General features: G+C 74.4%; 28 protein-coding genes. 12 read left to right on the top strand and 16 right to left on the bottom strand.

Going from position 1 to position 26,388, the window contains the following annotated elements; translation table 11 throughout:
• Window positions 1–17: 17 nt before the first annotated feature.
• Window positions 18–818 (bottom strand): enoyl-CoA hydratase-related protein, encoded by an 801-nt coding sequence (locus tag OG871_RS23300; RefSeq protein WP_371498923.1) that lies wholly within the window; start codon window positions 816–818, stop codon window positions 18–20.
• A 304-nt stretch (window positions 819–1,122) separates the two neighbouring features.
• Between OG871_RS23300 and OG871_RS23305 the strand changes: the two genes are divergently transcribed.
• The gene (locus tag OG871_RS23305) at window positions 1,123–1,290 is read left to right on the top strand and encodes a DUF3117 domain-containing protein (RefSeq protein WP_350637835.1); all 168 of its coding nucleotides are present in this window, start codon (window positions 1,123–1,125) and stop codon (window positions 1,288–1,290) included.
• Between the two features lie 149 nt (window positions 1,291–1,439).
• Here the strand turns inward: OG871_RS23305 and OG871_RS23310 are convergent, their stop codons facing one another.
• Window positions 1,440–2,108, bottom strand: a complete 669-nt coding sequence (locus OG871_RS23310) for an O-methyltransferase (RefSeq protein WP_371503396.1) — start codon at window positions 2,106–2,108, stop codon at window positions 1,440–1,442.
• Window positions 2,109–2,283: 175 nt separating this feature from the next.
• Between OG871_RS23310 and sigE the strand changes: the two genes are divergently transcribed.
• The 5 genes from sigE (at window position 2,284) to OG871_RS23335 (ending at window position 6,024) form a co-directional block, all read left to right on the top strand.
• Window positions 2,284–3,108, top strand: coding sequence for an RNA polymerase sigma factor SigE (gene sigE, locus OG871_RS23315; protein WP_371498924.1), 825 nt, complete (start codon window positions 2,284–2,286; stop codon window positions 3,106–3,108).
• The gene (locus tag OG871_RS23320) at window positions 3,105–4,031 is read left to right on the top strand and encodes a zf-HC2 domain-containing protein (protein ID WP_371498925.1); all 927 of its coding nucleotides are present in this window, start codon (window positions 3,105–3,107) and stop codon (window positions 4,029–4,031) included. The genes sigE and OG871_RS23320 overlap by 4 nt, the downstream gene beginning before the upstream one ends.
• 168 nt (window positions 4,032–4,199) lie before the next feature.
• Window positions 4,200–4,622, top strand: coding sequence for a sec-independent translocase (locus OG871_RS23325; protein WP_371498926.1), 423 nt, complete (start codon window positions 4,200–4,202; stop codon window positions 4,620–4,622).
• A 148-nt stretch (window positions 4,623–4,770) separates the two neighbouring features.
• The gene (locus tag OG871_RS23330; RefSeq protein WP_371498927.1) at window positions 4,771–5,487 is read left to right on the top strand and encodes a hypothetical protein; all 717 of its coding nucleotides are present in this window, start codon (window positions 4,771–4,773) and stop codon (window positions 5,485–5,487) included.
• Between the two features lie 99 nt (window positions 5,488–5,586).
• Window positions 5,587–6,024, top strand: coding sequence for a hypothetical protein (locus tag OG871_RS23335; RefSeq protein WP_371498928.1), 438 nt, complete (start codon window positions 5,587–5,589; stop codon window positions 6,022–6,024).
• 1 nt (window position 6,025) lies between these two features.
• Here OG871_RS23335 and OG871_RS23340 read toward each other — a convergent pair whose 3' ends face one another.
• The 4 genes from OG871_RS23340 to OG871_RS23355 form a co-directional block, all read right to left on the bottom strand.
• Window positions 6,026–7,186, bottom strand: a complete 1,161-nt coding sequence (locus OG871_RS23340; protein ID WP_371498929.1) for an Mrp/NBP35 family ATP-binding protein — start codon at window positions 7,184–7,186, stop codon at window positions 6,026–6,028.
• Between the two features lie 56 nt (window positions 7,187–7,242).
• A complete protein-coding gene (locus tag OG871_RS23345; RefSeq protein ID WP_371503397.1) occupies window positions 7,243–7,764 on the bottom strand; it encodes a DUF1003 domain-containing protein in 522 nt (173 codons plus the stop codon).
• A gap of 100 nt (window positions 7,765–7,864) precedes the next feature.
• Entirely contained in the window at window positions 7,865–9,157 is a 1,293-nt protein-coding gene (locus OG871_RS23350; protein ID WP_371498930.1) for a magnesium transporter MgtE N-terminal domain-containing protein, read from the bottom strand.
• A gap of 121 nt (window positions 9,158–9,278) precedes the next feature.
• Window positions 9,279–9,818: a hypothetical protein gene (locus tag OG871_RS23355; protein ID WP_371498931.1), complete on the bottom strand. Its 540-nt coding sequence runs from the start codon at window positions 9,816–9,818 to the stop codon at window positions 9,279–9,281.
• A 121-nt stretch (window positions 9,819–9,939) separates the two neighbouring features.
• Between OG871_RS23355 and OG871_RS23360 the strand changes: the two genes are divergently transcribed.
• Complete coding sequence (locus OG871_RS23360) at window positions 9,940–10,869, top strand: DMT family transporter (protein WP_371498932.1); 930 nt, start codon at window positions 9,940–9,942, stop codon at window positions 10,867–10,869.
• Between the two features lie 36 nt (window positions 10,870–10,905).
• On the opposite strand, the gene corA is transcribed toward OG871_RS23360, so the two are convergent.
• Window positions 10,906–12,018 (bottom strand): magnesium/cobalt transporter CorA, encoded by a 1,113-nt coding sequence (gene corA, locus OG871_RS23365; protein ID WP_371498933.1) that lies wholly within the window; start codon window positions 12,016–12,018, stop codon window positions 10,906–10,908.
• A 416-nt stretch (window positions 12,019–12,434) separates the two neighbouring features.
• On the opposite strand from corA, the gene OG871_RS23370 reads away from it, so the two are divergent.
• Window positions 12,435–13,079: a suppressor of fused domain protein gene (locus tag OG871_RS23370; protein WP_371498934.1), complete on the top strand. Its 645-nt coding sequence runs from the start codon at window positions 12,435–12,437 to the stop codon at window positions 13,077–13,079.
• A 59-nt stretch (window positions 13,080–13,138) separates the two neighbouring features.
• Here the strand turns inward: OG871_RS23370 and OG871_RS23375 are convergent, their stop codons facing one another.
• The 6 genes from OG871_RS23375 to OG871_RS23400 all read right to left on the bottom strand — a co-directional run bounded on the left by OG871_RS23375 (window position 13,139) and on the right by OG871_RS23400 (window position 19,296).
• Window positions 13,139–13,753, bottom strand: a complete 615-nt coding sequence (locus tag OG871_RS23375) for a MarC family protein (protein ID WP_371498935.1) — start codon at window positions 13,751–13,753, stop codon at window positions 13,139–13,141.
• A 133-nt stretch (window positions 13,754–13,886) separates the two neighbouring features.
• Window positions 13,887–14,735 carry a PHP domain-containing protein gene (locus OG871_RS23380; RefSeq protein ID WP_371498936.1) on the bottom strand — a complete coding sequence of 283 codons (849 nt, stop codon included), beginning with the start codon at window positions 14,733–14,735 and terminating at the stop codon, window positions 13,887–13,889.
• 88 nt (window positions 14,736–14,823) lie between these two features.
• Window positions 14,824–15,462: a DUF6758 family protein gene (locus OG871_RS23385; RefSeq protein WP_371498937.1), complete on the bottom strand. Its 639-nt coding sequence runs from the start codon at window positions 15,460–15,462 to the stop codon at window positions 14,824–14,826.
• A gap of 273 nt (window positions 15,463–15,735) precedes the next feature.
• Complete coding sequence (locus tag OG871_RS23390; protein ID WP_371498938.1) at window positions 15,736–15,882, bottom strand: hypothetical protein; 147 nt, start codon at window positions 15,880–15,882, stop codon at window positions 15,736–15,738.
• A gap of 486 nt (window positions 15,883–16,368) precedes the next feature.
• Window positions 16,369–17,220, bottom strand: a complete 852-nt coding sequence (locus OG871_RS23395) for an alpha/beta fold hydrolase (RefSeq protein ID WP_371498939.1) — start codon at window positions 17,218–17,220, stop codon at window positions 16,369–16,371.
• 156 nt (window positions 17,221–17,376) lie between these two features.
• Window positions 17,377–19,296: a DEAD/DEAH box helicase gene (locus tag OG871_RS23400; RefSeq protein ID WP_371498940.1), complete on the bottom strand. Its 1,920-nt coding sequence runs from the start codon at window positions 19,294–19,296 to the stop codon at window positions 17,377–17,379.
• Window positions 19,297–19,969: 673 nt separating this feature from the next.
• Between OG871_RS23400 and OG871_RS23405 the strand changes: the two genes are divergently transcribed.
• Complete coding sequence (locus tag OG871_RS23405; RefSeq protein ID WP_371498941.1) at window positions 19,970–20,722, top strand: ferritin-like fold-containing protein; 753 nt, start codon at window positions 19,970–19,972, stop codon at window positions 20,720–20,722.
• A gap of 62 nt (window positions 20,723–20,784) precedes the next feature.
• Here OG871_RS23405 and OG871_RS23410 read toward each other — a convergent pair whose 3' ends face one another.
• From OG871_RS23410 to OG871_RS23420, 3 genes are all read right to left on the bottom strand, one after another.
• Window positions 20,785–21,069, bottom strand: a complete 285-nt coding sequence (locus tag OG871_RS23410; RefSeq protein WP_371498942.1) for a hypothetical protein — start codon at window positions 21,067–21,069, stop codon at window positions 20,785–20,787.
• Between the two features lie 142 nt (window positions 21,070–21,211).
• Window positions 21,212–21,439 carry a DUF3107 domain-containing protein gene (locus OG871_RS23415; protein ID WP_371498943.1) on the bottom strand — a complete coding sequence of 76 codons (228 nt, stop codon included), beginning with the start codon at window positions 21,437–21,439 and terminating at the stop codon, window positions 21,212–21,214.
• Between the two features lie 122 nt (window positions 21,440–21,561).
• Window positions 21,562–22,233, bottom strand: coding sequence for a TetR/AcrR family transcriptional regulator (locus OG871_RS23420; protein WP_371498944.1), 672 nt, complete (start codon window positions 22,231–22,233; stop codon window positions 21,562–21,564).
• Window positions 22,234–22,441: 208 nt separating this feature from the next.
• Between OG871_RS23420 and OG871_RS23425 the strand changes: the two genes are divergently transcribed.
• From OG871_RS23425 to OG871_RS23435, 3 genes are all read left to right on the top strand, one after another.
• Entirely contained in the window at window positions 22,442–23,350 is a 909-nt protein-coding gene (locus tag OG871_RS23425; protein ID WP_371498945.1) for an alpha/beta fold hydrolase, read from the top strand.
• Window positions 23,351–23,678: 328 nt separating this feature from the next.
• Window positions 23,679–25,292, top strand: coding sequence for a DUF3492 domain-containing protein (locus OG871_RS23430; RefSeq protein ID WP_371498946.1), 1,614 nt, complete (start codon window positions 23,679–23,681; stop codon window positions 25,290–25,292).
• Window positions 25,292–26,374: a hypothetical protein gene (locus OG871_RS23435; RefSeq protein ID WP_371498947.1), complete on the top strand. Its 1,083-nt coding sequence runs from the start codon at window positions 25,292–25,294 to the stop codon at window positions 26,372–26,374. The genes OG871_RS23430 and OG871_RS23435 overlap by 1 nt, the downstream gene beginning before the upstream one ends.
• Window positions 26,375–26,388 lie beyond the last annotated feature (14 nt).

The following is a 26,388-nucleotide window of genomic DNA, read 5'->3' on the forward strand; positions in this document are numbered from 1 at the left end:
GCGGCGCCGGGGCCGGATCAACGCCCGAGGTAGACCGGCTTCTCCTTGGCGAGGAAGGCGCGCACCGCGATCCGGTGGTCCTCACTGTCCCCGGCCAGGGTCTGCAACTCGTCCTCCTTGTCGAGCAGTTCGCTCAGCGAGTGGTCGGCGCCGTAGCTGAGCGAGGCCTTGATGGCGCCGTACGCGACGGTCGGGCCCTCGGCGAGCTGCCGGGCGAACTCGCGTGCGGTGGCGGCCAGTTCGCCGGCCGGGACGACCCTGGTGGCCAGGCCCAGGCCGAGCGCCTCGTCCGCCTTCACGGTGCGCGGGAACATCAGCAGCTCGGTGGCGCGGGCGTGGCCGACCAGCCGGGGCAGCGTCCAGGAGGCGCCGGAGTCCGCGGTGAGGGCGATCCCGGCGAAGGCGGTGTTGAAGCCGGCCGTGTCCGCGACGATCCGGAAGTCGCAGGCGAAGGCGAGCGAGGCCCCGGCACCCGCGGCGACGCCGCCGACCGCGGCCACGGTGGGCTTGCGCATCCCGGCGAGGGCGCGCACCAGCGGGTTGTAGTGCTCCGCCACGGTCTTCAGAGGGGCCTCTCCGGTCTCCTCGGCGCGCTTGAGCAGGCCGAGGTGCTCCTTGAGGTCCTGCCCGACGCAGAACGCCCGCTCGCCCGCTCCGGTCAGCAGCACCGCGCGGACGGCGGGGTCCTCCGCGGCCGCGGTCACGGTGTCACGCAGGGCGATCTTGGTGGGCACGTCCAGGGCGTTCATCGCCTCCGGCCGGTTGATCGTGATGACGGCCAGTCCGTTGTCGAGTTCGTACAGCACGGAGTCGGTCATGGGCTGAGGGCTCCCGGATGTCGTGGGGCGGTCCTTGCACGGATGCCAGGCCAGCATGACGGAGTGCGGGCGGCCCTGGGGAGTGTGAGGTATCGCACCTCGCCGGAGCGGGTCGAACACCGTCCCGAGCGGCCCGGGACCGCTCCCGGGACGGCTCCGAGGGGCCTTCGGAGGCCGGTGCGGGGGGTGATGTTGGTCATTGGGGCGCTGCATGCGGGATAATGGCTTCCGATCAATGCGTTCGATACCGGCGGTGGACGGACTTCCGGTACGGAGCTGCGCGGTTGCAGGAAGGGGAACGAGCATGGCGGCCATGAAGCCGCGGACGGGTGACGGCCCGCTCGAGGTCACCAAAGAGGGGCGAGGCATCATCATGCGCGTTCCGCTCGAAGGCGGTGGACGCCTGGTGGTGGAACTCACGCCTCAGGAGGCCGAAGAGCTGGGCGAGGCCCTGAAGAAGGTCTGCGACTGACCTAGCGGGAGCTGCCCTCTTCTCCCGGAGCTGTGTGCGGGGCCCGCGTCCGAACCGGACGCGGGCCCTTCGCAGTGTCCTTGTCGCCGTCCCCTCGGCGCTCCCGTACGGATTTGGCCGGACTCGGCCGGCCGGTGCGGGCGGCGCTCTCAGCGCTTGACGGCGCAGAGCAGTCCGTCGCTGACCGGGAGCAGGGCGGGCAGCAGCCGGTCGCTGTCCCTGACCTCGCGGACCAGCTCGCGGACGGCGTGCGTCTGGGGGTCGTTGTGGTCGGGTTCCGCCAGTCGGCCCTCCTGGAACACCCCTTCGAAACAGACCATCCCGCCCGGTCTCAGAAGGCGCAACGATTCTGCAAGGTAGTCCTGGGACTCGGCCGGGTCGCCGTCGCAGAACACCAGGTCGTACTGGCCGTCGGCGAGCCGCGGCAGCACGTCCAGCGCCCGGCCGGGGATGAACCGGGAGCGGTTCGCCGCGAAACCGGCCGCGTGGTACGCCTCCCGGGCGTACTGCTGGCGCACCGGCTCCGAGTCGACGGTGGTCAGCACTCCGTCCGGCCGCATCCCGCGCAGCAGGTAGACCCCCGATACGCCGGTGCCGGTGCCGATCTCCGCCACCGCCTTGGCGTCCAGCGCCGCGGCGATGAGCCGCAGGCAGGCGCCGCCGCTCGGCCCGATCGCCCGGATGCCGGTCCGCGCGGACTGGGCCCGGGCGTAGGTCAGCACCGCGTCCTCGCCCACGTAGGTGTCCGCGAGGGCCGCGCGCGCGGGCCCGAAGTCGGTGATGGCTGCCTCTCCCCGAGCGGCTGATGCCGACCTGATGTCGACATTTTCAGCCACAGACTACTGGCCGGGCGGGAACCGCGTTCGGCGACCGGCCGTTGTCCCATCACGGGAGCGGGCGATCCGAGTGCGCACCACCCGGCCGAGGCAGACAGGTTGCCCGGTCAAGGGGGCAGCCGGGCGCTCTTATCCAGAACTGACGGGTGAGGTGGATATGGTGGTGGCCCTGCTGGGCAGAAGAGCCGACCGAGGAGGTGTGGCCGAGGGCGACGTCCCTGTGCAGCGGCACGCCCGCGGCACCTCGTCGGCCCGTACGCCGAAGCCCGTGATGAACCAGTCTGTGCAAACCCCCCTGGACAAGTCGACCGCAGCCGACCACACGGTGGCCGAGGTCGCCGCCACGCGCGCGACCTTCGCAGAGGGGCCCGACGCGCAGGGCTGGACGCCGCCCAGCTGGGAGGAGATCGTCGAGGCGCACAGCGCCCGCGTCTACCGCCTGGCCTACCGCCTGACGGGCAATCAGCACGACGCCGAGGACCTGACGCAGGAGGTCTTCGTCCGGGTCTTCCGTTCGCTGTCCACCTACACCCCCGGCACCTTCGAGGGCTGGCTGCACCGGATCACCACCAACCTCTTCCTCGACATGGTCCGCCGACGCCAGCGGATCCGCTTCGACGCCCTCGGGGACGACGCCGCCGAGCGGCTGCCCAGCCGCGAGCCCAGCCCCGCCCAGCATTTCAGCGACACCCACTTCGACGCCGACGTCCAGCAGGCGCTGGACACCCTCGCGCCCGAGTTCCGCGCCGCCGTGGTCCTCTGCGACATCGAGGGCCTCTCGTACGAGGAGATCGCCGCCACCCTCGGCGTGAAGCTCGGCACCGTCCGCAGCCGGATCCACCGCGGCCGCTCGCACCTGCGGGCCGCGCTCAAGCACCGCGCCCCCGGCATCGCGCCCGGCCGGGCCCGTCGCGGCGGCTCCGAGGAGCCGCTGCCGGTCGGCGTCGCGCCGACCGGTGAGAGCGATCGGAGGGGCTCGTGAACGGCGGCGGCCCGACCGACGCCGGCCGCGGACGACGCGGGGCGGGCCGGGCCCTGCTGGGCCGGCGCGGTGAGGACCAGACCATTGGGCTGCGCCCCGTCCCCGGGCGGTCCGCCGAGCCCGCCGCGGACGAGCACCACCTGGGCGACCGGCTCTCCGCCTACCTGGACGGCGAGCTCGGCCACGACTCCCGCGAGCGCGTCCAGGCGCACCTGGCGACCTGCCCCGAGTGCCTCGCCGAGGCCGACGAGGGCCGCGCCGTCAAGCACCTCCTGACGCGGACGGGCACTCCTGCCCCGTCCTCGATGCTGATGTCCCGGCTGATGGCCGTCGCCGCCCTGCCGGACGGCGAGCACGGTGACGGCCCCGGGCCGGGCGGCGGGATCACCGCCCCGGCACCCGAGGCCGCCGGCACGCTCGGCGGCAGCCGGCTGACGGGCGGCTCCTTCGGCCGCGGCGCGGGCTCGTCCTTCGGCGGCGGCGCGCTCGGCGCGCAGGCCCCGATACCGGGTGTCGACCCCCGCGCGGAGCGCCCCGGCCCGCTGCCCTTCGGCGCCGCGCGGCGCGGCGTCCTGCCGTCGGTGCGGCCGCTGGCCGCCGCGGCCGAGGCCCCGGTACTCCGTTCGGCCGCTCCGTTCGGCCGCCGGTTCGTCTTCGCCGCCGCCGGGGCCTTCTCGGTGGCCGCCGTCACGCTCGGCGGGGTCGGCAGCAGCCTCACAGGCGCGGCCGACGAGCAGCACAGCACCACGGTCACCCCCGTCCGCAGCCCCGGCTCCGGGGCGGTCCTGCCGGTCACCGCGGAACTGCCGGTGGACTACCCGATGCACCGGGTGCTCACCTCCCCGTCCCCCGGGGCCCAGCAGCAGCGCCCCGCCCAGTCGGGCGCCACCCCGGTGGGCTACCCGAACCAGCCCCTGCGCTGAGACCGGCCCGCGGGCCCGCCCTGCTCCGGCGGGCCGGCCACCGGTGGTCTTCACCACCGCTTCATCCGCGGTGGGGCATGGACCGGCCGGTGGCCATTACGCTGTAATGACCGTTGTCCCTGTCCGCAGAGCTCATCGGGTTCGTTCAACAGGAGCTGGGGAGCTTACGTGTTCACAGACATAGGCCCACTGGAGGTCATCACCCTGCTCGTGATGGCCGTGGTGGTCTTCGGGCCGGACAAGCTTCCGAAGCTCATCCAGGACACCATGGGGTTCGTCCGCAAGATCCGGTCGTTCGCGGACAGCGCCAAGGAGGACATCCGCAGCGAGCTCGGACCGGACTTCAAGGACTTCGAGTTCCAGGACCTCCACCCGAAGACCTTCGTCCGCAAGCAACTGCTCGGCAGCACCGAGGACCCCCTGGGGTTCAAGGAGCTCAAGGACGGCCTGGACCTCAAGTCCGCGCTGAACGACGAGCCCGCCGGCGCGGCCGCGGCCGCCGCCACCCCCGCCGCCGCCAACCTGAGCAAGGCCGTCGGCACCCCGCTGGCCGCCGACGAGCGGCCGCCGTTCGACCCCGACGCCACCTGACCGACCCGACCGGCCGTGTACTCGCGCCCCGCCCCGCCGCCCGGCTGAGCGGGGCACAGCCGTGTCCGCCGCTATTGTGCTGAATGCCGCGGGGGGCGCCGGGATGGAGCGCGCCGCGGTCGGACACAGTTGTGGAGGAGGCGGCCGGATGGACGCGAGGAGTGGTGCGGTGGGGACGGCCCCGGCGGGGGAGCCCGGTACGCCCCCGGCCGGGCCGCAGCGCCCGGTGACGGGCAGGAAGGCGGCGGCCGCTCCGGTCGACCCGCTGGCGCCGTACCTGGCGGCCGACTTCCCCTGGTACGGCCTGGACGACGGCTGGACCGGCCGCCGGTGGCTCGGCCAGGTCGGCGCCGGCCCCGGCGCGAGGCCCGGACCGCAGAACGAGGGCGCGGACTACGGCTCGCTGGGCCACGGTGACGAGCCGGCCAAGCAGCCGGAGGCCCGGGACGTCCGGCGCTTCGCCGTGGTGGTCACGGTCGCCCGCAGGCCGGGGCGCCGCAGCGCGGACAACACCGGCACCCTGGAAGCCACCTCGGCCTCCTCGGCGGCCTGGCTGGCCGGCTCCGGCCTGCTCGCCTCGACCTGGCCCGGCCAGCTGGACCGCACCCTGCGCCAGGACTGGCTCGACCAGCAGTCCAACCTCGCCTGGGACCTCGCCGACGACCTCGACGGCCCCGGCTGGTCCTCGCTCACCCTTCCGGTGAACGGCCTGCCGCAGCCCTTCCGCTACCGGGAGTCCGAGTACGGCTGGGTGCTGGCGGGCGAGGCACCCGGGGTCCTGCTCGGCGCGTACGGGCGCGGGGTCAGCGCCTACGGCGTGGGCTTCGGGGCACTCCCGGACCTCTCGGGCTACCAGGGTCGCTGAGACCCCGTCAGGGGGCCCTCGCGGGGCAGCCGGGGCGACCTGCCAAACCCGCGGCCGGAGGATTGCGCGGGCGGGGGCCCCGACGGTGTCATGGGGCCCATGGCGCAGCGACCTCCTCGACCCACGCTCAAGCAGCGATTCGGCCCGCACCCGGTGGGCGGGCCGCGCACGATCCGGCAACGTCTGAACCGGTCCGCGACGGACTCCGGTTGGCCCCTGCTCACGGTCAACATCGCGACGTACGCCCTGTTCGCCGGCTACGCGCTGGACCGTGCGCTCGCCGGCTCGGTGCTGTTCCCGGTGCTCGGCGCGGCCTTCACGCTGGGCTTCGTCCGCACCGCGTACGTGATGCTCCACGTGGCCCGCACCGCGGCCGCCCGGTCCGCCGCCACCCGCCCCGCGGCCGCCCGGGCGCCCCGGGTCACCCCGGCCGCCCCCGCCCGGATCGCCGCGCTCCGGCCGGTGAACGCCGAAGCGGCCCCGGGACACGGAGTCCCGGGGCCGCCTCAGATTCCTGCGGAGCGGATGGCCGCCTGAGTCAGAACTTGTTCTTCGGGGTCAGCCCCAGCGAGAGGCCGGACAGGCCGCGCTGGCGGCCGCCGAGCTTGCCGGCCACGGTGCGCAGGGCGGCGGCGGCCGGGGAGTCGGGGGCGGCCAGGACGACCGGGCGGCCGTCGTCGCCGCCCTCGCGCAGCCGGACGTCGATCGGGATCGAGCCGAGCACCGGCACGGTGGCGCCGACCGAGCGGGTCAGCGCGTCGGCGACGGTCTGGCCGCCGCCGGTGCCGAAGACGTCGATCATCTCGTCGCAGTGCGGGCAGGGCATGCCCGACATGTTCTCGATCACGCCGACGATCTTCTGGTGGGTCTGCAGCGCGATGGTGCCGGCCCGCTCGGCCACCTCGGCGGCGGCCATCTGCGGGGTGGTGACGATCAGGATCTCGGCGTTCGGCACCAGCTGGGCCACCGAGATGGCGATGTCGCCGGTGCCGGGCGGCAGGTCGAGCAGCAGCACGTCCAGGTCGCCCCAGTAGACGTCGGCGAGGAACTGCTGCAGCGCGCGGTGGAGCATCGGGCCGCGCCACACCACCGGGGCGTTGCCCGGGGTGAACATGCCGATCGAGATGACCTTCACGCCGTTCGCCGACGGCGGCATGATCATGTCCTGGACCTGGGTCGGGCGGCCCTCGACGCCGAGCATCCGCGGCACGCTGTGGCCGTAGATGTCCGCGTCCACGACGCCGACCTTCAGGCCGTCGGCGGCCATCGCGGCGGCCAGGTTGACCGTCACGGACGACTTGCCGACGCCGCCCTTGCCGGAGGCCACCGCGTACACCCGGGTCAGCGTGCCGGGCTTGGCGAAGGCGATCTCGCGTTCGGGGGCGCCGCCGCGCAGCAGCTGGGAGAGCTCCTTGCGCTGCTCGTCGCTCATCACGTCGAGCTCGACCTCGACACCCGTCACCCCGGGCACCCGGCCGACGGCCTCGGTGACCCGGTTGGTGATGGTCTCGCGCATCGGGCAGCCGGAGACGGTCAGGTAGACCGCGACGCGCACCGCGCCGTCGGCGGCGATGTCGACGGATTTCACCATCCCGATCTCGGTGATCGGACGGTTGATCTCCGGGTCGTGCACCGTCGCCAGGGCCTTGCGTACGGACTCCTCCGTCACGCCGGCCGCAACCTCTGTCTCGTTGGCCATGCCTTGATGGTACGGCGCGGCGCGGGGCACCCGACGCCCCAGTAACGTGCCGCCGGTCACAGCACCTCGGAGGTGTCCCGCCGTTCGTCCAGCTCCTTGAGCAGCGACTGCAGTTCGGAGCGGAGGAAGTCCCGGGTGGCCACCTCGCCGAGACCCTGCCGCAGGGCCGCGACCTCCCGGGTCAGGTACTCCGTGTCGGCGATGTTGCGGTCGCTGCGGGCGCGGTCCTGTTCCATGTTGACCCGGTCCCGGTCGTCCTGGCGGTTCTGCGCCAGCAGGATCAGCGGCGCCGCGTAGGAGGCCTGCAGCGAGAGCATCAGGGTCAGGAAGATGAAGGGGTAGTCGTCGAAGTGCACCTTGTCCGGAAGGAGGGTGTTCCAGATCACCCACATCAGGACCACGACCGTCATCCAGACGATGAACCGGCCGGTGCCGAGGAAGCGGGCGATCCGCTCGGAGAGCTTGCCGAACGCCTCCGGGTCGTACGTCGGCAGGGTGATCAGGCCCGGCCGGCCGGTGCGCGGCTGGTCCAGCCGGGCCCGGGCGGAGCTGCCGCCGGTGCTCTCGGTGCGCTGCATCCGGCTGCGTTCCCTGGTCCGCAGGTCGCGCAGCTGCCGCAGCTGGCGCAGGTCGCCCTGGAGCCGCTGGCGTGGACTGTCCTCGCGCCGGCCCTTCCGGTCAGCGTCCACCGGCCGCCTCGCTCTCGTGCTCGTGCGTGTCGCCGCCGTGCAGGGCCGCCTCGCGCCAGTCGTCGGGGAGCAGGTGGTCGAGCACGTCGTCCACCGTGACGGCGCCGAGCAGGTGGTCGCCCTCGTCGACGACGGGCGCGGCCACCAGGTTGTACGCCGCCAGGTAGCTGGTGATCAGCGGCAGCGGGGTGTCCGGGGGCAGCGGGTCCAGGTCGTCGTCGACGATCGAGCCGACCAGGGTGTACGGGGGCTCGCGCAGCAGCCGCTGGAAGTGGATGGTGCCGAGGTACTTGCCGGTCGGGGTCTCGTTCGGCTGCCGGCAGACGTACACCTGGGCGGCCAGGGCGGGCTTGTTGTCGGCGATCCGTACCCGGGCGAGTGCCTCCGCCACCGTGGCGTCCGGCTCCAGCACGATCGGCTCGGTGGTCATCAGGCCGCCCGCGGTGTCCTGTTCGTACGAGAGCAGCCGGCGCACCGAGGCGGCGTCGTCCGGCTCCATCAGGCGCAGCAGCCGTTCGGCGGCCTCCTCCGGCAGGTCGGAGAGCAGGTCGGCGGCGTCGTCCGGGTCCATCGCCTCCAGGACGTCGGCGGCGCGTTCCTCCTTGAGCTTGCCGATGATCTCGACCTGGTCGTCCTCGGGCAGCTCCTCCAGGACGTCGGCGAGCCGGTCGTCGTCGAGGGCGGCGGCGACCTCGGCCCGGCGCTTGGCGGACAGGTGGTGCATCACGTTGGCGAGGTCGGCGGGCCGCAGCTGGTCGAAGGTGGCGAGCAGGTTGGCCGCGCCCTGGCCCTCCTCGGCGAGCGAGAAGCCGGTCACCGCGGACCAGTCCAGGGTGAGCGTCTCGCCCTTGGCCTTGCGCAGCCGGCCGACCTTGCCGACCTGGACGAAGACCTTGCTGATCTCCCACTCGCGGACCCGGGTCTGCACCATGGCCACGTCCAGGACGGTGACCTCCTCCTGGGTCTTGACCCGGGTGACGGTGCGGTCCAGCAGTTCGGCCAGCACGAGCGTCTCGGAGGGGCGCTGTTCGAAGCGGCGCATGTTGATCACGCCGGTGGTGAGGACCTGGCCGGACTCCAGGCTGGTCACCCTGGTCATCGGCAGGAAGATCCGGCGGCGGCCGACCACCTCGACCACCAGGCCGAGCACCCGGGGCGGGCGTCCGCCGATGCGCAGCGAGACCACCACGTCGCGGACCCGGCCGACCTGGTCGGCGTTGGGGTCGAAGACGGCGACACCGGAGAGGTGGGAGATGAAGACCCGGCTGCCTGGCCCTGCCATCGGCTCCTCCTCACTGCCACATCGGTCCGCCCGCGCCCAGGCTACCCGCGCGGCAACCCGGCAGCTCGCCGACCTGCGGCCGGGCGTGACGGCCCGCCACGCCCGGCCGAGGGGAGTCCGCTCAGCGCTTGCGGCGCTTCAGCAGCAGCTTGGGCAGGCCGGCCGGGATGGGCAGCCGGGTGGTGGCCGGGGAGGGCATCGGCCGGGCGGCGAGCGAGCCGTCCGGCATCGCGCCGGGCTGCTCGTCCAGCGGGCCGGCCGGGGCCAGCCGCAGGACCCGGCACTCGCGGGCCCAGCGCTCGCCGATGGTGTCGGTGTCCGGGGCGTTCAGCCGCTTGCCCCTGAGCTCCTCGACGGCGGCCCGCCAGGCCTCGCTCTGCGGGGCCAGCTCGGTGACGGTGGCGGGCCAGCTGGTCAGCCGCCCCCACTTGTCCTTGCTGCGGCAGGTCACGGTGGCGCCGGCCCCCGCGGCCAGGCCGTGCAGCGGCTGTTCGGCGCCGTCGCCGACGACCACGACCGCGCCGTCGTACCAGGCGTGCCAGAGGGCGCGCGCCTGCTGCTGCCCGTCGGCGCGGACCCAGAGCAGTCCGGACTTCTTCGCGGCTTCCTCCAGGAGGGCGCGGTCGAGGAAGTCTGCTGCCGTGGTCGTCGAAGGCTCCATGGTCCACAGCGTACGGCCTGGGCGTCCGCGGCCTGTCTCATCGGTCAGGACGACAGTGCCATGAGGCGGTTATAGGCCTTACCGTTGTCGCGACCCGTCCCGCCGCCTCCCGAGGAGAGCCGTGCCTGCCGCCCCGACCGCCGCCACCGCCGCCGCCCGGCTCGGCGCCGCTGCCGGGCCGCCGCCAGCGCTGCCCCGCGTCGACCTGGTGCTGCTGGCCGTCTCCGTCGCCGGGATCTCGCTGTCAGCCCCGCTGATCAGCGCCACCGCGGCCCCCGCGCTGGCGATCGCCTGCTGGCGCAACGTCATGTCGGTCGGGGTGCTCGGGCCGTACGCGCTGCTGCGGCACCGGGCCGAGCTGCGCGGGATCGGCCGGCGGGCGCTGCTGCTGGCGATCGCCGCCGGCGCACTGCTGGCGCTGCACTTCGCGCTCTGGATGCCCAGCCTGCGGATGACCTCGGTGGCCTCCGCCACCGCCCTGGTGACCACCACCCCGCTGTGGACCATCCTGCTGATGCGGCTGCTCGGCCACCGTCCGCCGCGGCTGGTCTGGCTCGGCACCTGCGTGGCCTTCCTCGGCGTGCTGGTCCTGACCGGGGTGGACCTCTCGCTGTCGCCGCGGGCCCTGCTCGGGGACGCGCTGGCGCTCGGGGCCGGTCTGGCGGCGGCCGGGTACCTGCTGCTCGGCGCCGAGGTCCGGCGGACCGTCAGCACCACCGCGTACACCCTGGTCTGCTACACGACCACCGCCGCGGTGCTGCTCGTCACCTGCCTGGTCGCGGGCACCGAGCTGTCCGGCTGGTCGGCCGGGGTCTGGTGGCAGATCGTGCTGCTGATGGTCACCGCCCAGCTGCTCGGGCACTCGCTGAGCAACCGGGTGGTCCGCACCCTCGGCCCTTCGGTCACCTCCACCGCGATCCTGCTGGAGACCCCGGGAGCGGCCCTGATCGCCGCCCTCTGGCTCGGCCAGTGGCCGCCGGTGGCCGCCTACCCGGCCGTCGCGCTGATCCTGCTCGGCCTGGTCCTGGTCGCCCGCGGGGGCCGGCGCTGACGGTGCCGTGGGCCCGGGCGCGCGGCGCCCGAGGGCCTACAGCCACCCGTTGCGGCGGAAGCCCCGGTACATCCCGACGCAGATCACCACGACGCTGCCGAGCACCAGCGGATAGCCGTACTTGTGGTGCAGCTCCGGCATGTAGTCGAAGTTCATGCCGTAGATGCCGGTGATCATGGTGGGCACCGCGAAGATCGCCGCCCAGGCGGTGATCTTGCGCATGTCCTCGTTCTGGGCGACCGAGACCTGCGCCAGGTTGGCCTGGAGCAGCGAGTTCAGCAGCTCGTCGAAGCCGTGCACCTGCTCGGTGACCCGGGCCAGGTGGTCGGCGACGTCGCGGAAGTACTTCTGGATGTCCGGGTCGACCAGCCGCTGGACCGGCTCCGACAGCAGCTGCATGGGCCGCAGCAGCGGGGTGACGGCTCGCTTGAACTCCAGTACCTCGCGCTTGAGTTGGTACACCCGCCCGACGTCGGCGCCGCGGCCGCCCTTGTTGGCGAAGACGTCGAACTCGATCTCGTCCACGTCGGTCTGCAGCCGGTCGGCCACCAGCAGGTAGTTGTCGACCACCTGGTCGGCGATCGCGTGCAGCACCGCGGACGGGCCCTTGGCGAGCAGCCCGGTGCCGTCGGCGTCGGCCTCCAGGCGGTGCCGCAGCTCCTGCAGCGAGCTGTGCCCGCCGTGCCGGACGGTGATCACGAAGTCCCGCCCCGCGAACACCATCAGCTCGCCGGTCTCGACCACCTCGCTGGTCGGCGTGAGCTGGTCGTGGTCGACGTAGCGGATGGTCTTGAAGACCGCGAAGAGCACGTCGTCGTAGCGCTCGACCTTGGGCCGCTGGTGCGCGTGCACCGCGTCCTCCACCGCCAGCGGGTGCAGGCCGAAGCGCTGGGCGATGCCCTCGAACTCGGCCTCGGTCGGCTCGTGCAGGCCGATCCAGCTGAAGGCCCCGGCGTCCTCGTCCCGGCAGAGCTTGACCAGCCGGGCCGCCTCGCGCGGGCTGCAGGCCTCGCCGGCCCGCTTGCCGTGCTGGTAGACGGCGCAGTCGACGACGGCGGAGATGGGGTGTCCGGGGTGCATCGAGTCGTAGGAGTCGGCCCGGCGACGGTTCGGCCGGACGGCGGCGCGCAGGTTGTTGATCATCGACATGGCAGCAGGCTCCTTGGGCAGGAGCCGTCGCGCGGCGGTGCTGGGTGACGGCCGGGTGCGACGGCGGGAACACCGATGGAATGCCGGGCCGAGGGCAGCGGGCAGGCTGCCGGTGTCCAGGAAAGTTGCCGCGGGCGGCGTTTGGACGATTCGGCTCCGGGGAAGGTGCTCTCCCGACCGGGCGTGAGGCCGTCTCTACCGCGAGATCAGGACAGGTGGCGGCGGAGGCGAGCAGGTCGGGCAGAGCTGCCGGTACTGCATGGTCGGCTGGTATCCACCGCAACCACCTCCTTCATGCCGCGGCTCCGAGTGTCAGAAGACTCGGGTGGCCATCTCCTCACACTAACAGCTACGGGTCCGGCCGTGTTGGAGTGTGCCCGAACGTGCCCGCGTACGAGGGCGCTAAGGTCGCGTGCATGTCGCACGATTTCCCGCTGTTCGGTGATTTCTCCACTCCTGACGAACCGTCGGACCTCTCCCGCGCGGCCGTGCTCGCCGCCGTCGAGGCCCGCCTGCTGACCGCCTTCGGCGAGGCCGCGGGCCGGGCCGCCGTCACCTTCCTGGGCGCGGACCGGATCGAGGTGCTGCGCTTCGGCCCGGACGCCGACGGGCTGGTCCGGTACGCGACGCTGGGGATGGCCGCCGCCCCGATGGCGGACCCGTCGGCGCCGGTCGCCGACCCGCTGCGCGGCCCGCGGGCCGAGTTGGTGCTCAGCGTCCGCGGAGGGCGCGACGAGGTGCTCCGCACGCTGGCCACCTTCGCCGCCACGCCGCAGGTCGAGGGCCTGGTGGTGACCCCCGGCGGCTCGCTCGACCTGGGGGAGCCGATCTGGCCGGGGGCGCCCTTCACCTCCGTCCTGGTGGCCGAGCCCGGCGGTCTGGTCGAGGACCTGGAGCTGCCCGAGCCGGCCGAGCCGGTCCGTTTCCTGCCGTTGCTGCCGATGACGCCGAACGAGGCCGCCTTCAAGCGGGTGCAGGGCGCGGCCGCGCTGGAGGAGCGCTGGCTGCGCGGCGGTACCGATCTGCGGGACCCGCAGCGGCGCGCGGTACCGCTGGACTGACGGCCCGGACGGTCGGGGCAGCCCGGACGGGCGAAGCGGGCGCGGCCGGTGGCGCCCCGTCAGGTGTACGACTTCACGAAGGCGAACACGCCGTTGGCCACCAGCTGGACGGCGATCGCCGAGAGCAGCAGGCCGGACAGCCGGGTGATCAGCACCACACCGCCCTCCTTGATGATCCGGATGATGACCAGCGAGAACCGCATGGTCAGCCACATCACCACGTGCATGGCCAGGATCGCCGTCCACACGGCGGCGTACTCGGCGCCGCCGTCCGCCTGCTGCACGGCCAGGATGACCGCGACGATCGCGCCCGGTCCGGCCAGCAGCGGGGTGCCGAGCGGGACCAGGGCGACGTTGACGTCCTTGGTCTGGGTGGGCTCCTCGATCTTGCCGGTGAGCAGGTCCAGCGCGATGAGCAGCAGCAGGATCCCGCCGGAGACCTGCAGCGCGGGGATGGAGACGTGCAGGTAGTCCAGGATCTGCTGGCCGAACAGGCCGAAACAGGTGATCACCCCGAGGGCCACCGCCGCCGCCTGCCACGCCATCCGGCGCTGCACCCGGGCCGCCCGGCCGGAGGTCAGCGCGAGGAAGATCGGGATGGTCCCGGGCGGGTCCATGATCACGAAGAGGGTGACGAAGAGCGACCCGAAGGTGGTGGTGTCGAAGAGGCTCACCGCTCTGCCTCGCGCTGCTGCTCGCTCATCTCGGGGGCTCTCGGCTCGGACTGCCGTGGGTGGAATGTCCGAGTCTTTCACGATCCGACCGGATATGACGGTGTGGCAGTCCGGCGAGAGCCCGCGCCCGGGCTCAGCCGGTGATCGGCCGGGCCCCGGTCGCCTGGGCGACCAGCGCCTCGTACACCGCCGGGTCGGTGGTGTACTCGCCGAGCCGGACGGTCTTGCGGGTGCCGTGGTAGTCGCTGGAGCCGGTGGTGAGCAGGCCGAGCTCGGCCGCCAGCCCGCGCAGATGCGCCCGGGTCGGCTCGTCGTGGTCCAGGTGGTCCACCTCCAGCGCGGCCAGCCCGGCGCCGGCGAGTTCGGCGATCACCTGGTCGGAGACGGTGGCGCCGCGCTTCGACGCGCCGGGGTGGGCGAACACCGGGACGCCGCCGGCGGCGCGGACCAGCCGGACGGCCGTCACCGGATCGGTCTCGTGCTTGCGGACGTCCGCCCGACCGCCGTTGGCCAGCCAGTCGGCGGTGAAGGCGTCCGAGACGGTCGCCACCACGCCCGCCTCGACCAGGGCGCTGGCGATGTGCGGGCGGCCCACCGAGCCGGCGCCGGCGATCCGCTCCACCTGCTGCCAGTCGATCGGCGCCCCCAGCTCGCGGCAGCGCTCCACGATCAGCCGCGCGCGCCGGAAGCGGTCCGTGCGGACCAGCTCGCGCTCGGCCGCGAAAGCCGGCTCGGCGGGGTCGAAGAGGTAGGCCAGCAGGTGCAGGCTGATGCCGTCGGTGTGGCAGGACAGCTCGGCGCCGGGCACCAGGGTCAGCCCGGTGCCGTGCAGTGCGGCGGCGGCCTCCGCGTGCCCGGCCACGGTGTCGTGGTCGGTCAGCGCGACCACGTCCAGCCCGGCGGCCACCGCGGCCGCGACCAGCTCGGCCGGGCTGTCGGTGCCGTCGGAGGCGTTGCTGTGGGCGTGCAGGTCGATGCGCACGGGCTGGACTCCTGTGGGTCGGGGTGGCCCCAGGATAGTGAGGTGCCGCGCGGGCCCGGACGCGCTGCCCGTGCCGTCCGCCCGCGCGCTAGCCGAGCAGCCGCGGGGAGAGGGCGCCGCAGGGCAGCAGGCCGAGCTCGGCGCCCGCGTCCCGCAGGTCGGTGAGGACCAGCTCGTCGTGCATCAGCAGGGCGGACTGCTCGGGCCAGGCGATCGCCCAGAGCCAGAGGCCGCGTGCCTCGCCGACGTACACCGCGCGGTCCGGCGGGGCCTCCGGCACGTGGAACATCGGGGTGGGCCGGCCGGCCGCCATCAGCTTGGCGTCGGCTGGCTTGTAGAGCGAGACGGAGTCGCCCGGGTCCGGGCCGGGCAGGCCCGCGTACCGGGCGCCGAGGCCGACCCCCAGCTCCTCCGCGACCAGGATCAGCTCGCCGAAGCCGCCCAGTGGGGCCGGGCCCGAACAGGCCACCGCGGTGGCCCGGGCGCCCGAGAGGTCGTCGCCCGCGTGCGAGATGCCGGTGAAGAGCCAGCCGACCGGCAGCGGCCACGGCAGCCAGACCGGGACCTGGGAGCGGGCGACGGCGACGCCCAGTGCCTCCACGCTGGGGGGCAGCACCGGCTGCATCGGGTGCACGGCGCCGTGCTGGTCGCACTGCCAGGTGTCGGAGAACAGGCCGGGGGCGCGGACCCGACCGGCGCACCTCGGGCAGCTTGGCTCGCCCCTCATAGCCGACAACGGTCCTCCCTCCGGTCCGCCGCGTCAAGGACGGTCACCCGTACGTGGTGCGTCGCGCGTGGTGCCTCGCGCCGACCGGCGGGTGCGGCCGACGGCGGGTGCGGCCTCGGTAGGGCATGTCCCGCGGGCCGCGGTGCCAAACACCCGGCTGGTCGGGGGTGGGGCCGGAACGCACTGACGCCCCGTCATCCACCGGTGTGGGGAGGACGGGGCGTCAGCCGGGTATCGGAACGTCGGACGCGGCCCGGGCCGGTCCGGCTCCGCTCAGATCGCCTTGCACGGTCGGATGTAGAGACGCTCGCCGGTCAGCGCGGCGGCCTTCACGTACTCGCTGACGGTCTCGGCGTCGGCGATCAGGCGGTCGGTGGCGGCGCCCTGGGCGTCGTCCAGTCGGAGGATCTCGAAGCGCATGGGCCTCTCCCTTCCTGGCCCCGGCGGGCGGGGCGTCGTCGGCTGAGGCTGGCTCAGCCCTGGCTGGGTCGGTCGTCCGGTCGGTGCTGTCGGTGCCCGCATCGCTCCCCCGTCGGCAGTGGTGCTCCGGAGGCGCCGGCCGTGGAGCTGTGGCCTCAGTGACCACAGTGCAGGGCCGGTGCTTCCAAACGGTTGCCTGTCCGTAAAGTCCCGGTTTCGGGTGACTCTCGTCGTTGAGGTCTCGGATCGGCCAACGGGGTGGGCGGGCGCACTGATTCCCGGACAGAATCAAATATTACCCGAGCTAACGACTTTTGTCGCGTGGATTGTGGCGAGCCGGTGGATCCGGCGTGCCGGGTGGGGCGTGCGGGGCTGGTGTGAGGGTCGGTTCAGGGCGGGTTCAGGGCTGCGCCAAGGCCGACACAGGGCCGACACAGGGCTGGCGCAGGGCCGGTGCCGGCCGGCCGTGGTGCGGGCCGGGCCGGGTCAGCCCCAGAACGCCGCCAGGGCGGCGGCCGTCACGGCGGGCTGCTCCGCGTTGGGGGAGTGCCCGGCTCCCTCCACCGCGACCCGTCGGGCGCCCAGACGCCGCGCCATTCCGGCCTGCTCGTCCACCGGCCAGGCGTAGTCCTGGACCCCGGAGAGGACCAGCTTCGGCAGCTCCACCGCGGCCAGCTCGGCCACCCGGTCCGGCGCCGAGATCAGATGGGCGCCCATGGCGGCCAGTGCCTGCGGGACGTTGGCCAGCCAGCGGCGGTGCAGGAAGTCGGCGATCTCCGGGCGCGGCGGGACGGCCTGGGCCTTCTCCATCTGCTGCATCACCTGCCAGATCGGCTCCAGCTCCATCGTGGCCAGCGCGTCCACCAGGAGCTTGGTGCGGGCGGCCTCGGCCGGGTCGATGGCGCCCGGACCGGTCGACAGCAGGGTGAGCGAGGCCCAGGGCAGCGGGCCGTCGGCGGCCAGGACGGCCTCCCGGACCACCTGGCCGCCGAAGGAGTGGCCCAGCAGGTGCAGTGGCCCACCATCGGTCAGGGCCGCGGTCAGGGCGTGCACGTCCCGGCCCAGCTCGGCCACCGCGTAGGCGTCCGGGTCGGCCGGGCCGCCGGTCTCGTACTGGCCGCGCTGGTCGATCGCCGCGATGCGGTAGCCGGCCTCGGCGAGCGGCTCCAGGAGGGCGATGAAGTCCTCCTTGCTGCCGGTGAAACCGGGCACCAGCAGCGCCGTGCCCCGGACCGGGCCGGCCGGTTCGGCCAGCAGCGCGGCGAACTCCCCGCGCGCGGTGGGGAGCCGCAGCGCCCGGGCGCAGCCGGGCAGCGTCAGGAACGGCGGGGTGCTCATCGGTGCGGGCTCCTCCGGGACCGGGGCGGGGTTCCGAGCTTAGGCCCTGCGGGGGTGCGGGCCCGTGCACACCTGACGCACCCGGTGGATGAAAAGCCGCCGGGCGGGCCGGATCAGAGCTGATCCGGCCCGCCCGGGCGCTGTGCTGGGTGAGGCTCAGCCCTCCGGCGTGGCCTCGACCGGCTCCGCGACCTTGCGGGCGCGGGTGCGGCGGCGCGGAGCGGCCTCGGCGGGCTCGCCCTCCTGGGCGGGGATGCTCACGACGGCCTCGGCGGCCGGTGCGGCCGCCGCGGTCTTGCGCGCCCGGGTGCGGCGCGGGGCCGGGGCCTCGGCGGCGGGAGCGGCCTCGGCCGGGGTCTCCACCGCGGCCTTCGGCTCCGCGACCTTGCGGGCGCGGGTCCGGCGGCGGGGCGCGGCCTCGGCCTCGGCCTCGGCGGCCGCGGCGTCGACCACGGCCTCGGCCGCCTCGACGACGGCCTCGGCGGCCTTGCGGGTGCGGGTCCGGCGCGGGGCCGCGACCGCCTCGACCGGGGCCTCGGCGACCGGGGCCGCCTCGACCGGGGCCGCGACCGCGGCAGCGGCCTCGACGGCCGGCTCCGCGGCCTTGCGGGCACGGGTGCGGGTCCGGCGCGGGGCCGGGGCCTCGGTGGCGGCGGTGGCCTCGACCGGAACGGCCTCGACCACGGCGGCCGCGGTCTCGACCACGGCCGTGCCGGCCGCCGCCTCGGCGGGGCGGGCGCCGCCGCGGGTGCGGCGACGCTCCCGCTGCTTGCGGGCGGGGCGCTCGGCGGCCTCGGGCTCGGGGGCCGCGACCGCCGGGCCGCCGCTGCGACCACCGCGCGGGCGACCGCCGCCGGCGTTGCCGCCGCGGGCGCCGCGACCGCCGGTCTCGCCGAGGTCCTCGACCTCCTCGGCGTTCAGGCCGGCCCGGGTGCGCTCGGAGCGCGGCAGCACGCCGGTGGTGCCCGGGGCGATCTTCAGCAGCTCGTAGAGGTGGGCGGAGGTGGAGTAGGTCTCCTCCGGCTCCGGGAACTTGAGGTCCAGCGCCTTGTTGATCAGCTGCCAGCGCGGGATGTCGTCCCAGTCGACCAGCGTGACCGCGGTGCCGGAGGCCCCGGCCCGGCCGGTGCGGCCGATGCGGTGCAGGTAGGTCTTCTCGTCCTCGGGGCACTGGTAGTTGATGACGTGCGTGACGCCCTCGACGTCGATGCCGCGGGCGGCGACGTCGGTGCAGACCAGCACGTCGACCTTGCCGCTGCGGAAGGCCCGCAGGGCCTGCTCGCGGGCGCCCTGGCCGAGGTCGCCGTGGACGGCGCCGGCCGCGAAGCCGCGCTTGGTCAGCTGCTCGGAGACGTCGGCCGCGGTGCGCTTGGTGCGGCAGAAGATCATCGCGAGTCCGCGGCCCTCGGCCTGCATGATCCGCGAGACCATCTCGACCTTGTCGAGCGAGTGCGCGCGGAAGATGTGCTGGGTGGTGTTGGCCACGGTGTGGCCGGTGTCGTCCGGCGCCGCGGCCCGGATGTGGGTCGGCTGGCTCATGTACCGGCGGGCGAGGCTGATCACCTGGCCCGGCATGGTGGCCGAGAACAGCAGGGTCTGCCGCTTGGCGGGCAGCATGGTGATGATCTTCTCGACGTCCGGGAGGAAGCCCAGGTCGAGCATCTCGTCGGCCTCGTCCAGCACCAGCGCGCGGACCTGCGAGAGGTCCAGCTTGCGCTGGCCGGCCAGGTCGAGCAGCCGGCCCGGGGTGCCGACGATGATGTCGACGCCCTTGCGCAGCGCCTCGACCTGCGGCTCGTACGCCCGGCCGCCGTAGATGGCGAGCACGCGGACGTTGCGGACCTTGCCCGCGGTCTGCAGGTCGTTGGTGACCTGGGTGCAGAGCTCGCGGGTCGGGACGACGATGAGCGCCTGGGGGCTCTCGGAGAGCTGCTCCTCGGTGGCCCGGCCGGCGTCGACGTCCGCGCGGACGACGACCCGCTCGATCAGCGGGAGGCCGAATCCGAGGGTCTTGCCGGTGCCGGTCTTGGCCTGGCCGATGACGTCGTGCCCGGTCAGCGCGACCGGGAGGGTCATCTCCTGGATGGGGAACGGGTGGATGATGCCGACGGCCTCCAGGGCCTCGGCGGTCTCCGGGAGGATCCCCAGGTCCCGGAAAGTGGTCTTGGTGGGTTCAGCGGTGGTGGACAGGGTGCTGCCTCTTCCATATGCGGGGGCCGAGAGCGAGAGAGCGGCGGGCGGCCATACCGCTGTGTCGGGCCCGGCGAAGGGCCGCTCGTCACAGCTGTGGGTCGCACACCGCGCCGGTCCCTGTTGCCTGCTGACCCGCGCGACCCGGTGAAGGGCGCGTGGTCCGGCGGCGTGGGGGAGGATTCCCGTGAGGGGACGGCGCGGGACCTGCGCCGTGCGGCGCGGTCCGCGGCGGCCCTCGCTCGGCCACTGATGCGGTGCCAAGGCCCGAAGTCCAGGCCATGGTCGGAGCCGATCGGGTCTCCGACCGGGCATCCGCGTACGTGAGTGCCTGACTCCGTACGGAGCACGTCTGCGCGGCCTGTCCGGAAGGGACGGGCCGCGCGAGTACACCAGGCCTCACTACCACCATACAGTCCAGCGCCGACTCGAACACGTGACGCGCCTTACCCGGCCGGTGGGCGGGGGTCGGGCCGGGCCGCCGGCCGCGCCGGCCCGGCGGTCGGGGACGGGTGCCGGGGCGGGGCGGAGAGCGTCCGGCGGTCTAAGGTGACGTGCCATGGAGACTCAGGAACCCGGCGAGGGCACCCCGACCGAACCGACCATCCCGGCCGACGCCGAATCGATCGGCGACTGGGCGACCTGCGCGGCCGATCCGGGCTACCGGGCCGCGGTGCTCGACCTGCTCGGCGCGCTCGCCTACGGCGAGCTGAGCGCCTTCGAGCGGCTGGCCGAGGACGCCAAGTTCGCCCCGGGCCTGGTCGACAAGGCCGCGCTGGCCCGGATGGCGTCGGCGGAGTTCCAGCACTACCAGCTGCTGAACGACCGGATCGCCGAGGTCGGGGCCGACCCGACCGAGGTGATGACGCCGTTCGTCGAGCCGCTGGAGGCCTTCCACCGGCTGACCGCGCCCTCCGACTGGCTGGAGGGCCTGGTCAAGGCCTACGTCGGCGACGCCATCGCGACCGACTTCTACCGCGAGGTGGCCGTCCGCCTCGACGACGACACCCGGGACCTCGTGCTCCGGGTGATGGCCGAGACCGGCCACGCGGCGTTCGCCGTGGACCGGGTCCGGCAGGCGATCGAGGACGACCCCCGGGTCGGCGGACGGCTGGCGCTCTGGGGCCGCCGGCTGATGGGCGAGGCGCTCAGCCAGGCCCAGCGGGTGGTCGCCGAGCGCGACGCGCTGTCCAACCTGCTGGTCGGGGGTGCCCAGGTGAAGGGCTTCGACCTGGTCGAGGTCGGCAAGATGTTCAACCGGATCACCGAGGCGCACACCAAGCGGATGGCGGCCCTGGGCCTCGCGTCCTGACCGTCTCGTCCATCCCGGCCGGGTCCCGATCGCCCCGGCCGTCCGGAGCCCGCCGTGCCCGCTCAGGCGTGCCGGTGCCGCCGGTGGCCGCCGCGCCGGGGCGCCTGGTCCGGCCGGGCCAGCACCGAGACCAGCAGCACCGAGCTGACCGAGGAGATCACCAGCGCCGCGGCGGTCTGCTGCCCGTCGAAGGCGTAGCGGGCGATCAGGCCGCCGAGCAGGGCGGCCACCAGGGCCGTCGAGACGGTCAGGCTCCGGCCGGCCGGGAAGTACCCCGGGCGCAGCAGCGGGGCTCCGATGCCGACGGTCAGGCCGATCAGGGCGTAGGCGATCGTCTCCAGGTACACGGGCTGCCTCCCGGGGGCGCGATGGGTGCCGTCCCCTCGCCATACCCGGCGGGCACCGGCGGTACGCGCCGGGGTGCGAAAACGGCGGTGTCCCGCGCCCTTTGGGGAGGGAGCGGGACACCGCCGTTTCGACTCGGGCGCCTCAGAGGGTGCCGAAGCCCACCTTGCGGGCGGCCGGCTCGCCGATCTCCACGTACGCCAGGCGCTCGGCCGGGACGAGGACGCGACGGCCGTGCTCGTCGGTGAGGGAGAGGAGCTTCTCGGTGCCCTCCAGCGCCTTGGCGACGGCGCTCGCGACCTCGTCAGCGCTCAGCGAGCTCTCGATCACGATGTCGCGGGGCGCGTTCTGCACGCCGATCTTGACCTCCACGGCTTCCATCCCTCCGGGGTTGCAACAGCCATGCGCACCACCTCGAACAGCTGTCCGCGGCCCTTGCGCCGTACGGCTTCACCATAGAGCACGGCTCGGGCCGCGCGGCGAAGGTCCGCTGATCAGCTGTCCGCGGACTCCTCGTCGTCCCCCTCGGAGCCCGGCTCCTGCGGGTGCATCGGGAAGCCCTTGAGACCGCGCCACGCCAGGCTGGCGACCAGCCGGACCGCCTCGTCCCGGGGGATCTCCTGGCCCTGCGAGAGCCAGTAGCGGGCGGTGATCTGGGCCAGGCCGCAGACGCCGGCGGCCAGCAGCTTGGCCTCCGCGTCGGGCAGGTCGGTGTCCTCGGCGATCACCTTGCTGACCAGGGTGGCGCTGAGGTCGCTGGCCCGCTCCACGCGCTCGCGCACCGCGGGCTCGTTGGTCAGGTCCGACTCGAAGACCAGCCGGAAGGCGCCGGACTCGCTGGAGACGTAGTGGAAGTACGCCTCCATCGTCGCGGCGACCCGCAGCTTGTTGTCGGTGGTCGCGGCGAGCGCCTCGCGGGTGGCGTCGACCAGGGCGTCGCAGTGCTTGTCGAGGAGCGCGAGGTAGAGCTCCAGCTTGCCCGGGAAGTGCTGGTAGAGCACCGGCTTGCTGACTCCGGCGCGGTCGGCGATGTCGTCCATGGCCGCAGAGTGGTAACCCTGGGCGACGAACACCTCCTGAGCAGCACCGAGCAGTTGTTCACGGCGGGCGCTTCGCGGCAGGCGAGCACCGCGCGGGCGCTCCTGCGCCTCCTGGATGGCCGTCACGGCGCTCCTCACTTCACGGTCGGACATGGCTGGCAGGGCCATTGATTCTACTTTTCGGTAACCAGGTCTGCTCCCGGTGGTGCCGAGCAAAACGCAGAAACAGCCTTGTCGGGAGCCCACAATACGGTCCGGACCTGGGCTGTCCACAGGGTGAGATCCGGCCCGGTGGCCGGTAGTGCCGGGTACCTGCTTACTACCATCGTGCTCCATGAGTGCTGAGCCGTTGGGGTCCGAATCCGAATCGTTCCGAACCGTGCTGGTGCCGGGTGCCGAGCTGGCCGTCCGCGGCCCGCTCGACGGGGCCCGGGACGGGCTGCCGCCGGCGCTGTACGTGCACGGTCTCGGCGGCTCGGCCGACAACTGGACCGAGCTGATGACCGAGCTGACCGGCCTGGTCGCGGGGGAGGCCCTGGACCTGCCCGGCTTCGGCTGGTCCGCGCCCCCGTCGGACGGCAACCTCTCGGTCTCCGGGCACGCCCGGGCCGTGATCGGGTACCTGGAGCAGTCCGGCCGCGGACCGGTCCACCTGTTCGGCAACTCGCTGGGCGGCGCCGTGTCGGTCCGGGTGGCCGCCGTCCGGCCCGACCTCGTCCGCAGCCTGACGCTGATCTCCCCGGCCCTGCCCGAGCTGCCTCCGCAGCGCAGCGCCTGGCCGACCGGCCTGCTCGCGGTGCCCGGCCTGCCCGCGCTGCTCGGCCGGGCCCCGGACCGGCGCCGCGGCGTCGAGGCCGCCACCGACAGCCTGCTGCGGCTGGTGTACGCGGACCCGGCTGCCATACCGGCCGAGCGCCGCGCCCGGGCGGTGGCCGAGTACCGGCGGCGGATGGCGCTGCCGTACGCGCTGCAGGTGCTGGCCGGCTCGGCGCGCGGTGTGGTCACGGCCTACACCGAGCGCGGCGACCAGTCGCTCTGGCGGCAGGCCGCGCAGGTACGGGTGCCGGTGCTGCTGGTGTACGGGCTGCGGGACAAGCTGGTCTCGTACCGCTCCGCGAAGCGGGCCTTCGAGGCCTTCGCGGACGCCCGGCTGCTGGTGCTGCCGGACTCGGGGCACGTGGCGATGATGGAACACCCGGCGCAGGTGGCCAGGGCCGTCCGGGAGTTCCTCGCGGAGATCTGATGCGCGGCGCCCGGCCTCGGGCCGGTGAACGCCGGAGAACGCCCCAGGTCACGCCGGTTCACTCGTTCAGGTGGCAACCAGGCAGGTGAGCGAGGAGATGCGCCTTGCTCGTTCTACCTTCGTGCTGTCAGACCGAACAGGTGTGGGGGGAGCAGCGGCCGTCGGGTTGTGCGGCGGCCGCACAGCGGATCCGGGTGCCGTGGCCACGGGGAGTGGCGGCGGCGCCGTCCGGGGCCGTTGCCTTTCTGAGCATTGGTGTCACTGGTTGATCAGGCTCCCTGTGTCGTAGTCGTTGAACCCAGGTCGAACGCTCTGCTCTGGAGGCGTCGTGCGCATCGCTCTGCTCACCGAGAGCACCTATTCGAACGCACAGCGTGGCGACGGCTGGTGCGGCCGACTGGCCGACGGGCTGGTCGAGCACGAGTTCCAGCTGTACCTGCTGGCCCGTGGAGAGCGGACCGATCCGGTCGGGCCGAGCCCCGAGCGGCCGCCGGTGCGCGGGCTGTCGGCGGTGCACGAGCTGGCGATGTGGGGCCGCCGGCCGGCCGGCCACAGGCCCTCGGCCCACCGCCGGCGGCTCTACCGCAAGGCCTACGAGCAACTGGTGCGCGCCCTGGTGCTGCCGGGGGAGCGGGCGTCCTTCGGGCCCGGCCTGTACCGCCTCGCCGAGCTGGCCCGGACGGACGGCGGGCTGCCCGCCTTCCTCGCCTCCGGGCACGCCCAGCGCGTCCTGGAGCGGGTCTGGCGCTCGCCGGGGGCGGACACCGCGGCGGGCCGGCCGCTGGTCCGGGACGTCCTGGTGGCGGCGGACCTGCTGGAGCAGTGCCTGCGCCCGCTGTCGGCCGACTGGTACGGAACCGGGCCGGCCGGGATCGGCTCGGCCGACCTGTGCCACGTGGTCGGCGGCGGCCCGGCGGCCCTGCCCGCCCTGGTGGCCAAGCAGCTGCACGGCATCCCCTTCCTGGTCACCGAGCACGGCCTGCACCTGCGCGAGCAGTACCGCAGCTACCGGACCGCGCCGTACCGCTGGCCGGTCCGGGCGCTGCTGCTGTCCTTCTTCCGGCAGCTCACCGGGGAGACCTACCGGCAGGCCGCCGTGCTCACCCCCGGCAGCGCCTACGACCAGCAGTGGCAGCAGCGCTGCGGGGCCGAACCGGACCGGATCAGAGTGGTCCACGAAGGCACCCCCGCGGTGGCCCGCGAGGCCGCCGGAGCCGAGCCCGAGTCGCCCACCCTGGTGTGGGCCGGCGCGCTGGAGCCCGGGCGGGACCCGGAGCTGGTGCTGCACGCCTTCGCCCGGATCCGGGAGGAGCTGCCCGGGGCCCGGCTGCGGATGTACGGGGAGGAGGGCGTCCCCGGCTACCGCGCGCACTGCGTGGCCGTCGCCGAGCGCCTCGGCATCGCCGCGGCGGTCCGGTTCGAGGGGCGGCCCGGATCGCCGGCCGAGGCCTGGCAGGCCGGCCGGCTGGTGGTCTTCTCGGCCCTGGCCCAGCGCAGCCCGCGGCTGCTGGCCGACGCGATGCTCAGTGGACGCGCGGTGGTCGCCACCGATGTCGGGGTGGCGCGCGAGGTGGTCGGGCCGACCGGCCTGCTGGTGCCGCCGCGCAGCCCGACGGCGCTGGCCGGCGCCTGCCTGGCGCTGCTCGGGGACGAGGAGCGGCGGGCCAGACTCGGCCTGGCGGGCCGGCTGCGCGCGCAGGAACGGTTCGCGGTGGAGCCGGAGGCCACCGCCTTCCGGGAGATCTACCTGGAGCTGGTCTCCCGCTGGCCGGCCTTCCCGGCGGGCGAGCGGCTGCAGCCCTTCGCCCGCCCCGCCGAGTACTGGGTGGCCGGGGCCGCGCAGTCCGGGCCGCCAGCCGGGCCGACCGCCGGGGAGAGCACATCGGGCGAGGCCGCCGGCCGGGGCGCCCCGGCGTCGGGCGCCCTGGCCGAGGCGGTCTGATGTCCGGGCGCGGGCCACGCCTGGACAAGGGCGCGCGGCGGCCTGCGGTCGGCGCCCTGGCCGAGGCCCCGCCCGCCGACCCGGTCCGGGAGCTGCTCACCCGGCACCGCGAGGTCTGCGAGCAGGCCGTGGACGCGCTGGAGATCGCCGCCGCGCTGGAGGACGCCGGTATCGGCGCGGGCACGGCCGGCCACTACCGCCACGCGGACGTCTTCGGGCTGGCCGAGGAGCTCTACGCCAGGGTCCCGCGCCGCCCCCCGCCACCGGGTCCGCCGGAGCGGCCCGAGCCATGGGCCCGCGGCGTGGGCCGGGCCGTACGCGGTGCGGTCCGGCACGGGCTGCCGGCGGCGCTGCTGCTCGGGCTCGGCCTCGCGCTGCCCCGGCTCGGCGGGGCGGCCGCGCTCGTCCTGCTGCTGCTCGCGGCCGTCCCGCTGGCCCGGGCCGCGCCCGTCGGCGGTGCCGCCCTGCGGTGCGGCTACGGGCTGGGGCTCGCCCTGCTGCTGGCCCCGACGGTGCTGCCCGGGGCGGGCGCCGTGGACGGTCTGCTGGCGGCCGTCGAGGTGCTGTGCCTGGGCCCGGCGGGCCGGTCCGCGGGCTGGCTGCTGCGGACCGGGCGGGGCCATCTCGGCTCGGCCGCCACCCTGGCGGAGTTCCGGGCCCGGATGCGCCCGGTGCTGCCGGTCGCCGTGCTGCTGCACCTGGCGGTGGTCGGGATGCTGACCTTCGCCGCGCTGGCGGTCGTGGGAGCGCGGGCGCCCCGGCCGGGGCCGGCCGGTGGCCTGCTGCACGACGCCGCCCTGCGGGCGAGCACCGCGCAGTGGGGCGCGCAGGCCGCGGTCGCCCTGCTGCTGGTGCTGGTCACCGCGCTGTGGGGCAGCGGGCGGGCGGTCCTGGCCGCCTGTGTGCCGGTGGCGGCCGGGGTGGCCGCGCTGGTGCTCGGCGTGCTGCTGCCGCAGGAGGGCGCCGCGGGTGCGCGGCTGCTGGCCTGCGGCGGGGCGGCGGCGCTGCTGGCGCCGTACACCTGGTCGCTGTTCGGCCGCCCCGGGGCGTACCGGGCGGTCCTCGGGCCGCCCGGCGGCTGACCCGGGGGTCCCGG

The sequence above is a fragment of the Kitasatospora sp. NBC_00374 genome, assembly GCF_041434935.1.
Classification (GTDB): domain Bacteria; phylum Actinomycetota; class Actinomycetes; order Streptomycetales; family Streptomycetaceae; genus Kitasatospora.

Coding starts and splice junctions, on each gene's coding strand:
- OG871_RS23300 (WP_371498923.1), bottom strand. CDS start 818: ATGACCGACTCCGTGCTGTACGAACTCGACAACGGACTGGCCGTCATC.
- OG871_RS23305 (WP_350637835.1), top strand. CDS start 1,123: ATGGCGGCCATGAAGCCGCGGACGGGTGACGGCCCGCTCGAGGTCACC.
- sigE (WP_371498924.1), top strand. CDS start 2,284: ATGGTGGTGGCCCTGCTGGGCAGAAGAGCCGACCGAGGAGGTGTGGCC.
- OG871_RS23330 (WP_371498927.1), top strand. CDS start 4,771: ATGGACGCGAGGAGTGGTGCGGTGGGGACGGCCCCGGCGGGGGAGCCC.
- OG871_RS23335 (WP_371498928.1), top strand. CDS start 5,587: ATGGCGCAGCGACCTCCTCGACCCACGCTCAAGCAGCGATTCGGCCCG.
- OG871_RS23340 (WP_371498929.1), bottom strand. CDS start 7,186: ATGGCCAACGAGACAGAGGTTGCGGCCGGCGTGACGGAGGAGTCCGTA.
- OG871_RS23345 (WP_371503397.1), bottom strand. CDS start 7,764: ATGCAGCGCACCGAGAGCACCGGCGGCAGCTCCGCCCGGGCCCGGCTG.
- OG871_RS23350 (WP_371498930.1), bottom strand. CDS start 9,157: ATGGCAGGGCCAGGCAGCCGGGTCTTCATCTCCCACCTCTCCGGTGTC.
- OG871_RS23355 (WP_371498931.1), bottom strand. CDS start 9,818: ATGGAGCCTTCGACGACCACGGCAGCAGACTTCCTCGACCGCGCCCTC.
- corA (WP_371498933.1), bottom strand. CDS start 12,018: ATGTCGATGATCAACAACCTGCGCGCCGCCGTCCGGCCGAACCGTCGC.
- OG871_RS23370 (WP_371498934.1), top strand. CDS start 12,435: ATGTCGCACGATTTCCCGCTGTTCGGTGATTTCTCCACTCCTGACGAA.
- OG871_RS23385 (WP_371498937.1), bottom strand. CDS start 15,462: ATGAGGGGCGAGCCAAGCTGCCCGAGGTGCGCCGGTCGGGTCCGCGCC.
- OG871_RS23390 (WP_371498938.1), bottom strand. CDS start 15,882: ATGCGCTTCGAGATCCTCCGACTGGACGACGCCCAGGGCGCCGCCACC.
- OG871_RS23395 (WP_371498939.1), bottom strand. CDS start 17,220: ATGAGCACCCCGCCGTTCCTGACGCTGCCCGGCTGCGCCCGGGCGCTG.
- OG871_RS23400 (WP_371498940.1), bottom strand. CDS start 19,296: ATGACCCTCCCGGTCGCGCTGACCGGGCACGACGTCATCGGCCAGGCC.
- OG871_RS23405 (WP_371498941.1), top strand. CDS start 19,970: ATGGAGACTCAGGAACCCGGCGAGGGCACCCCGACCGAACCGACCATC.
- OG871_RS23425 (WP_371498945.1), top strand. CDS start 22,442: ATGAGTGCTGAGCCGTTGGGGTCCGAATCCGAATCGTTCCGAACCGTG.
- OG871_RS23435 (WP_371498947.1), top strand. CDS start 25,292: ATGTCCGGGCGCGGGCCACGCCTGGACAAGGGCGCGCGGCGGCCTGCG.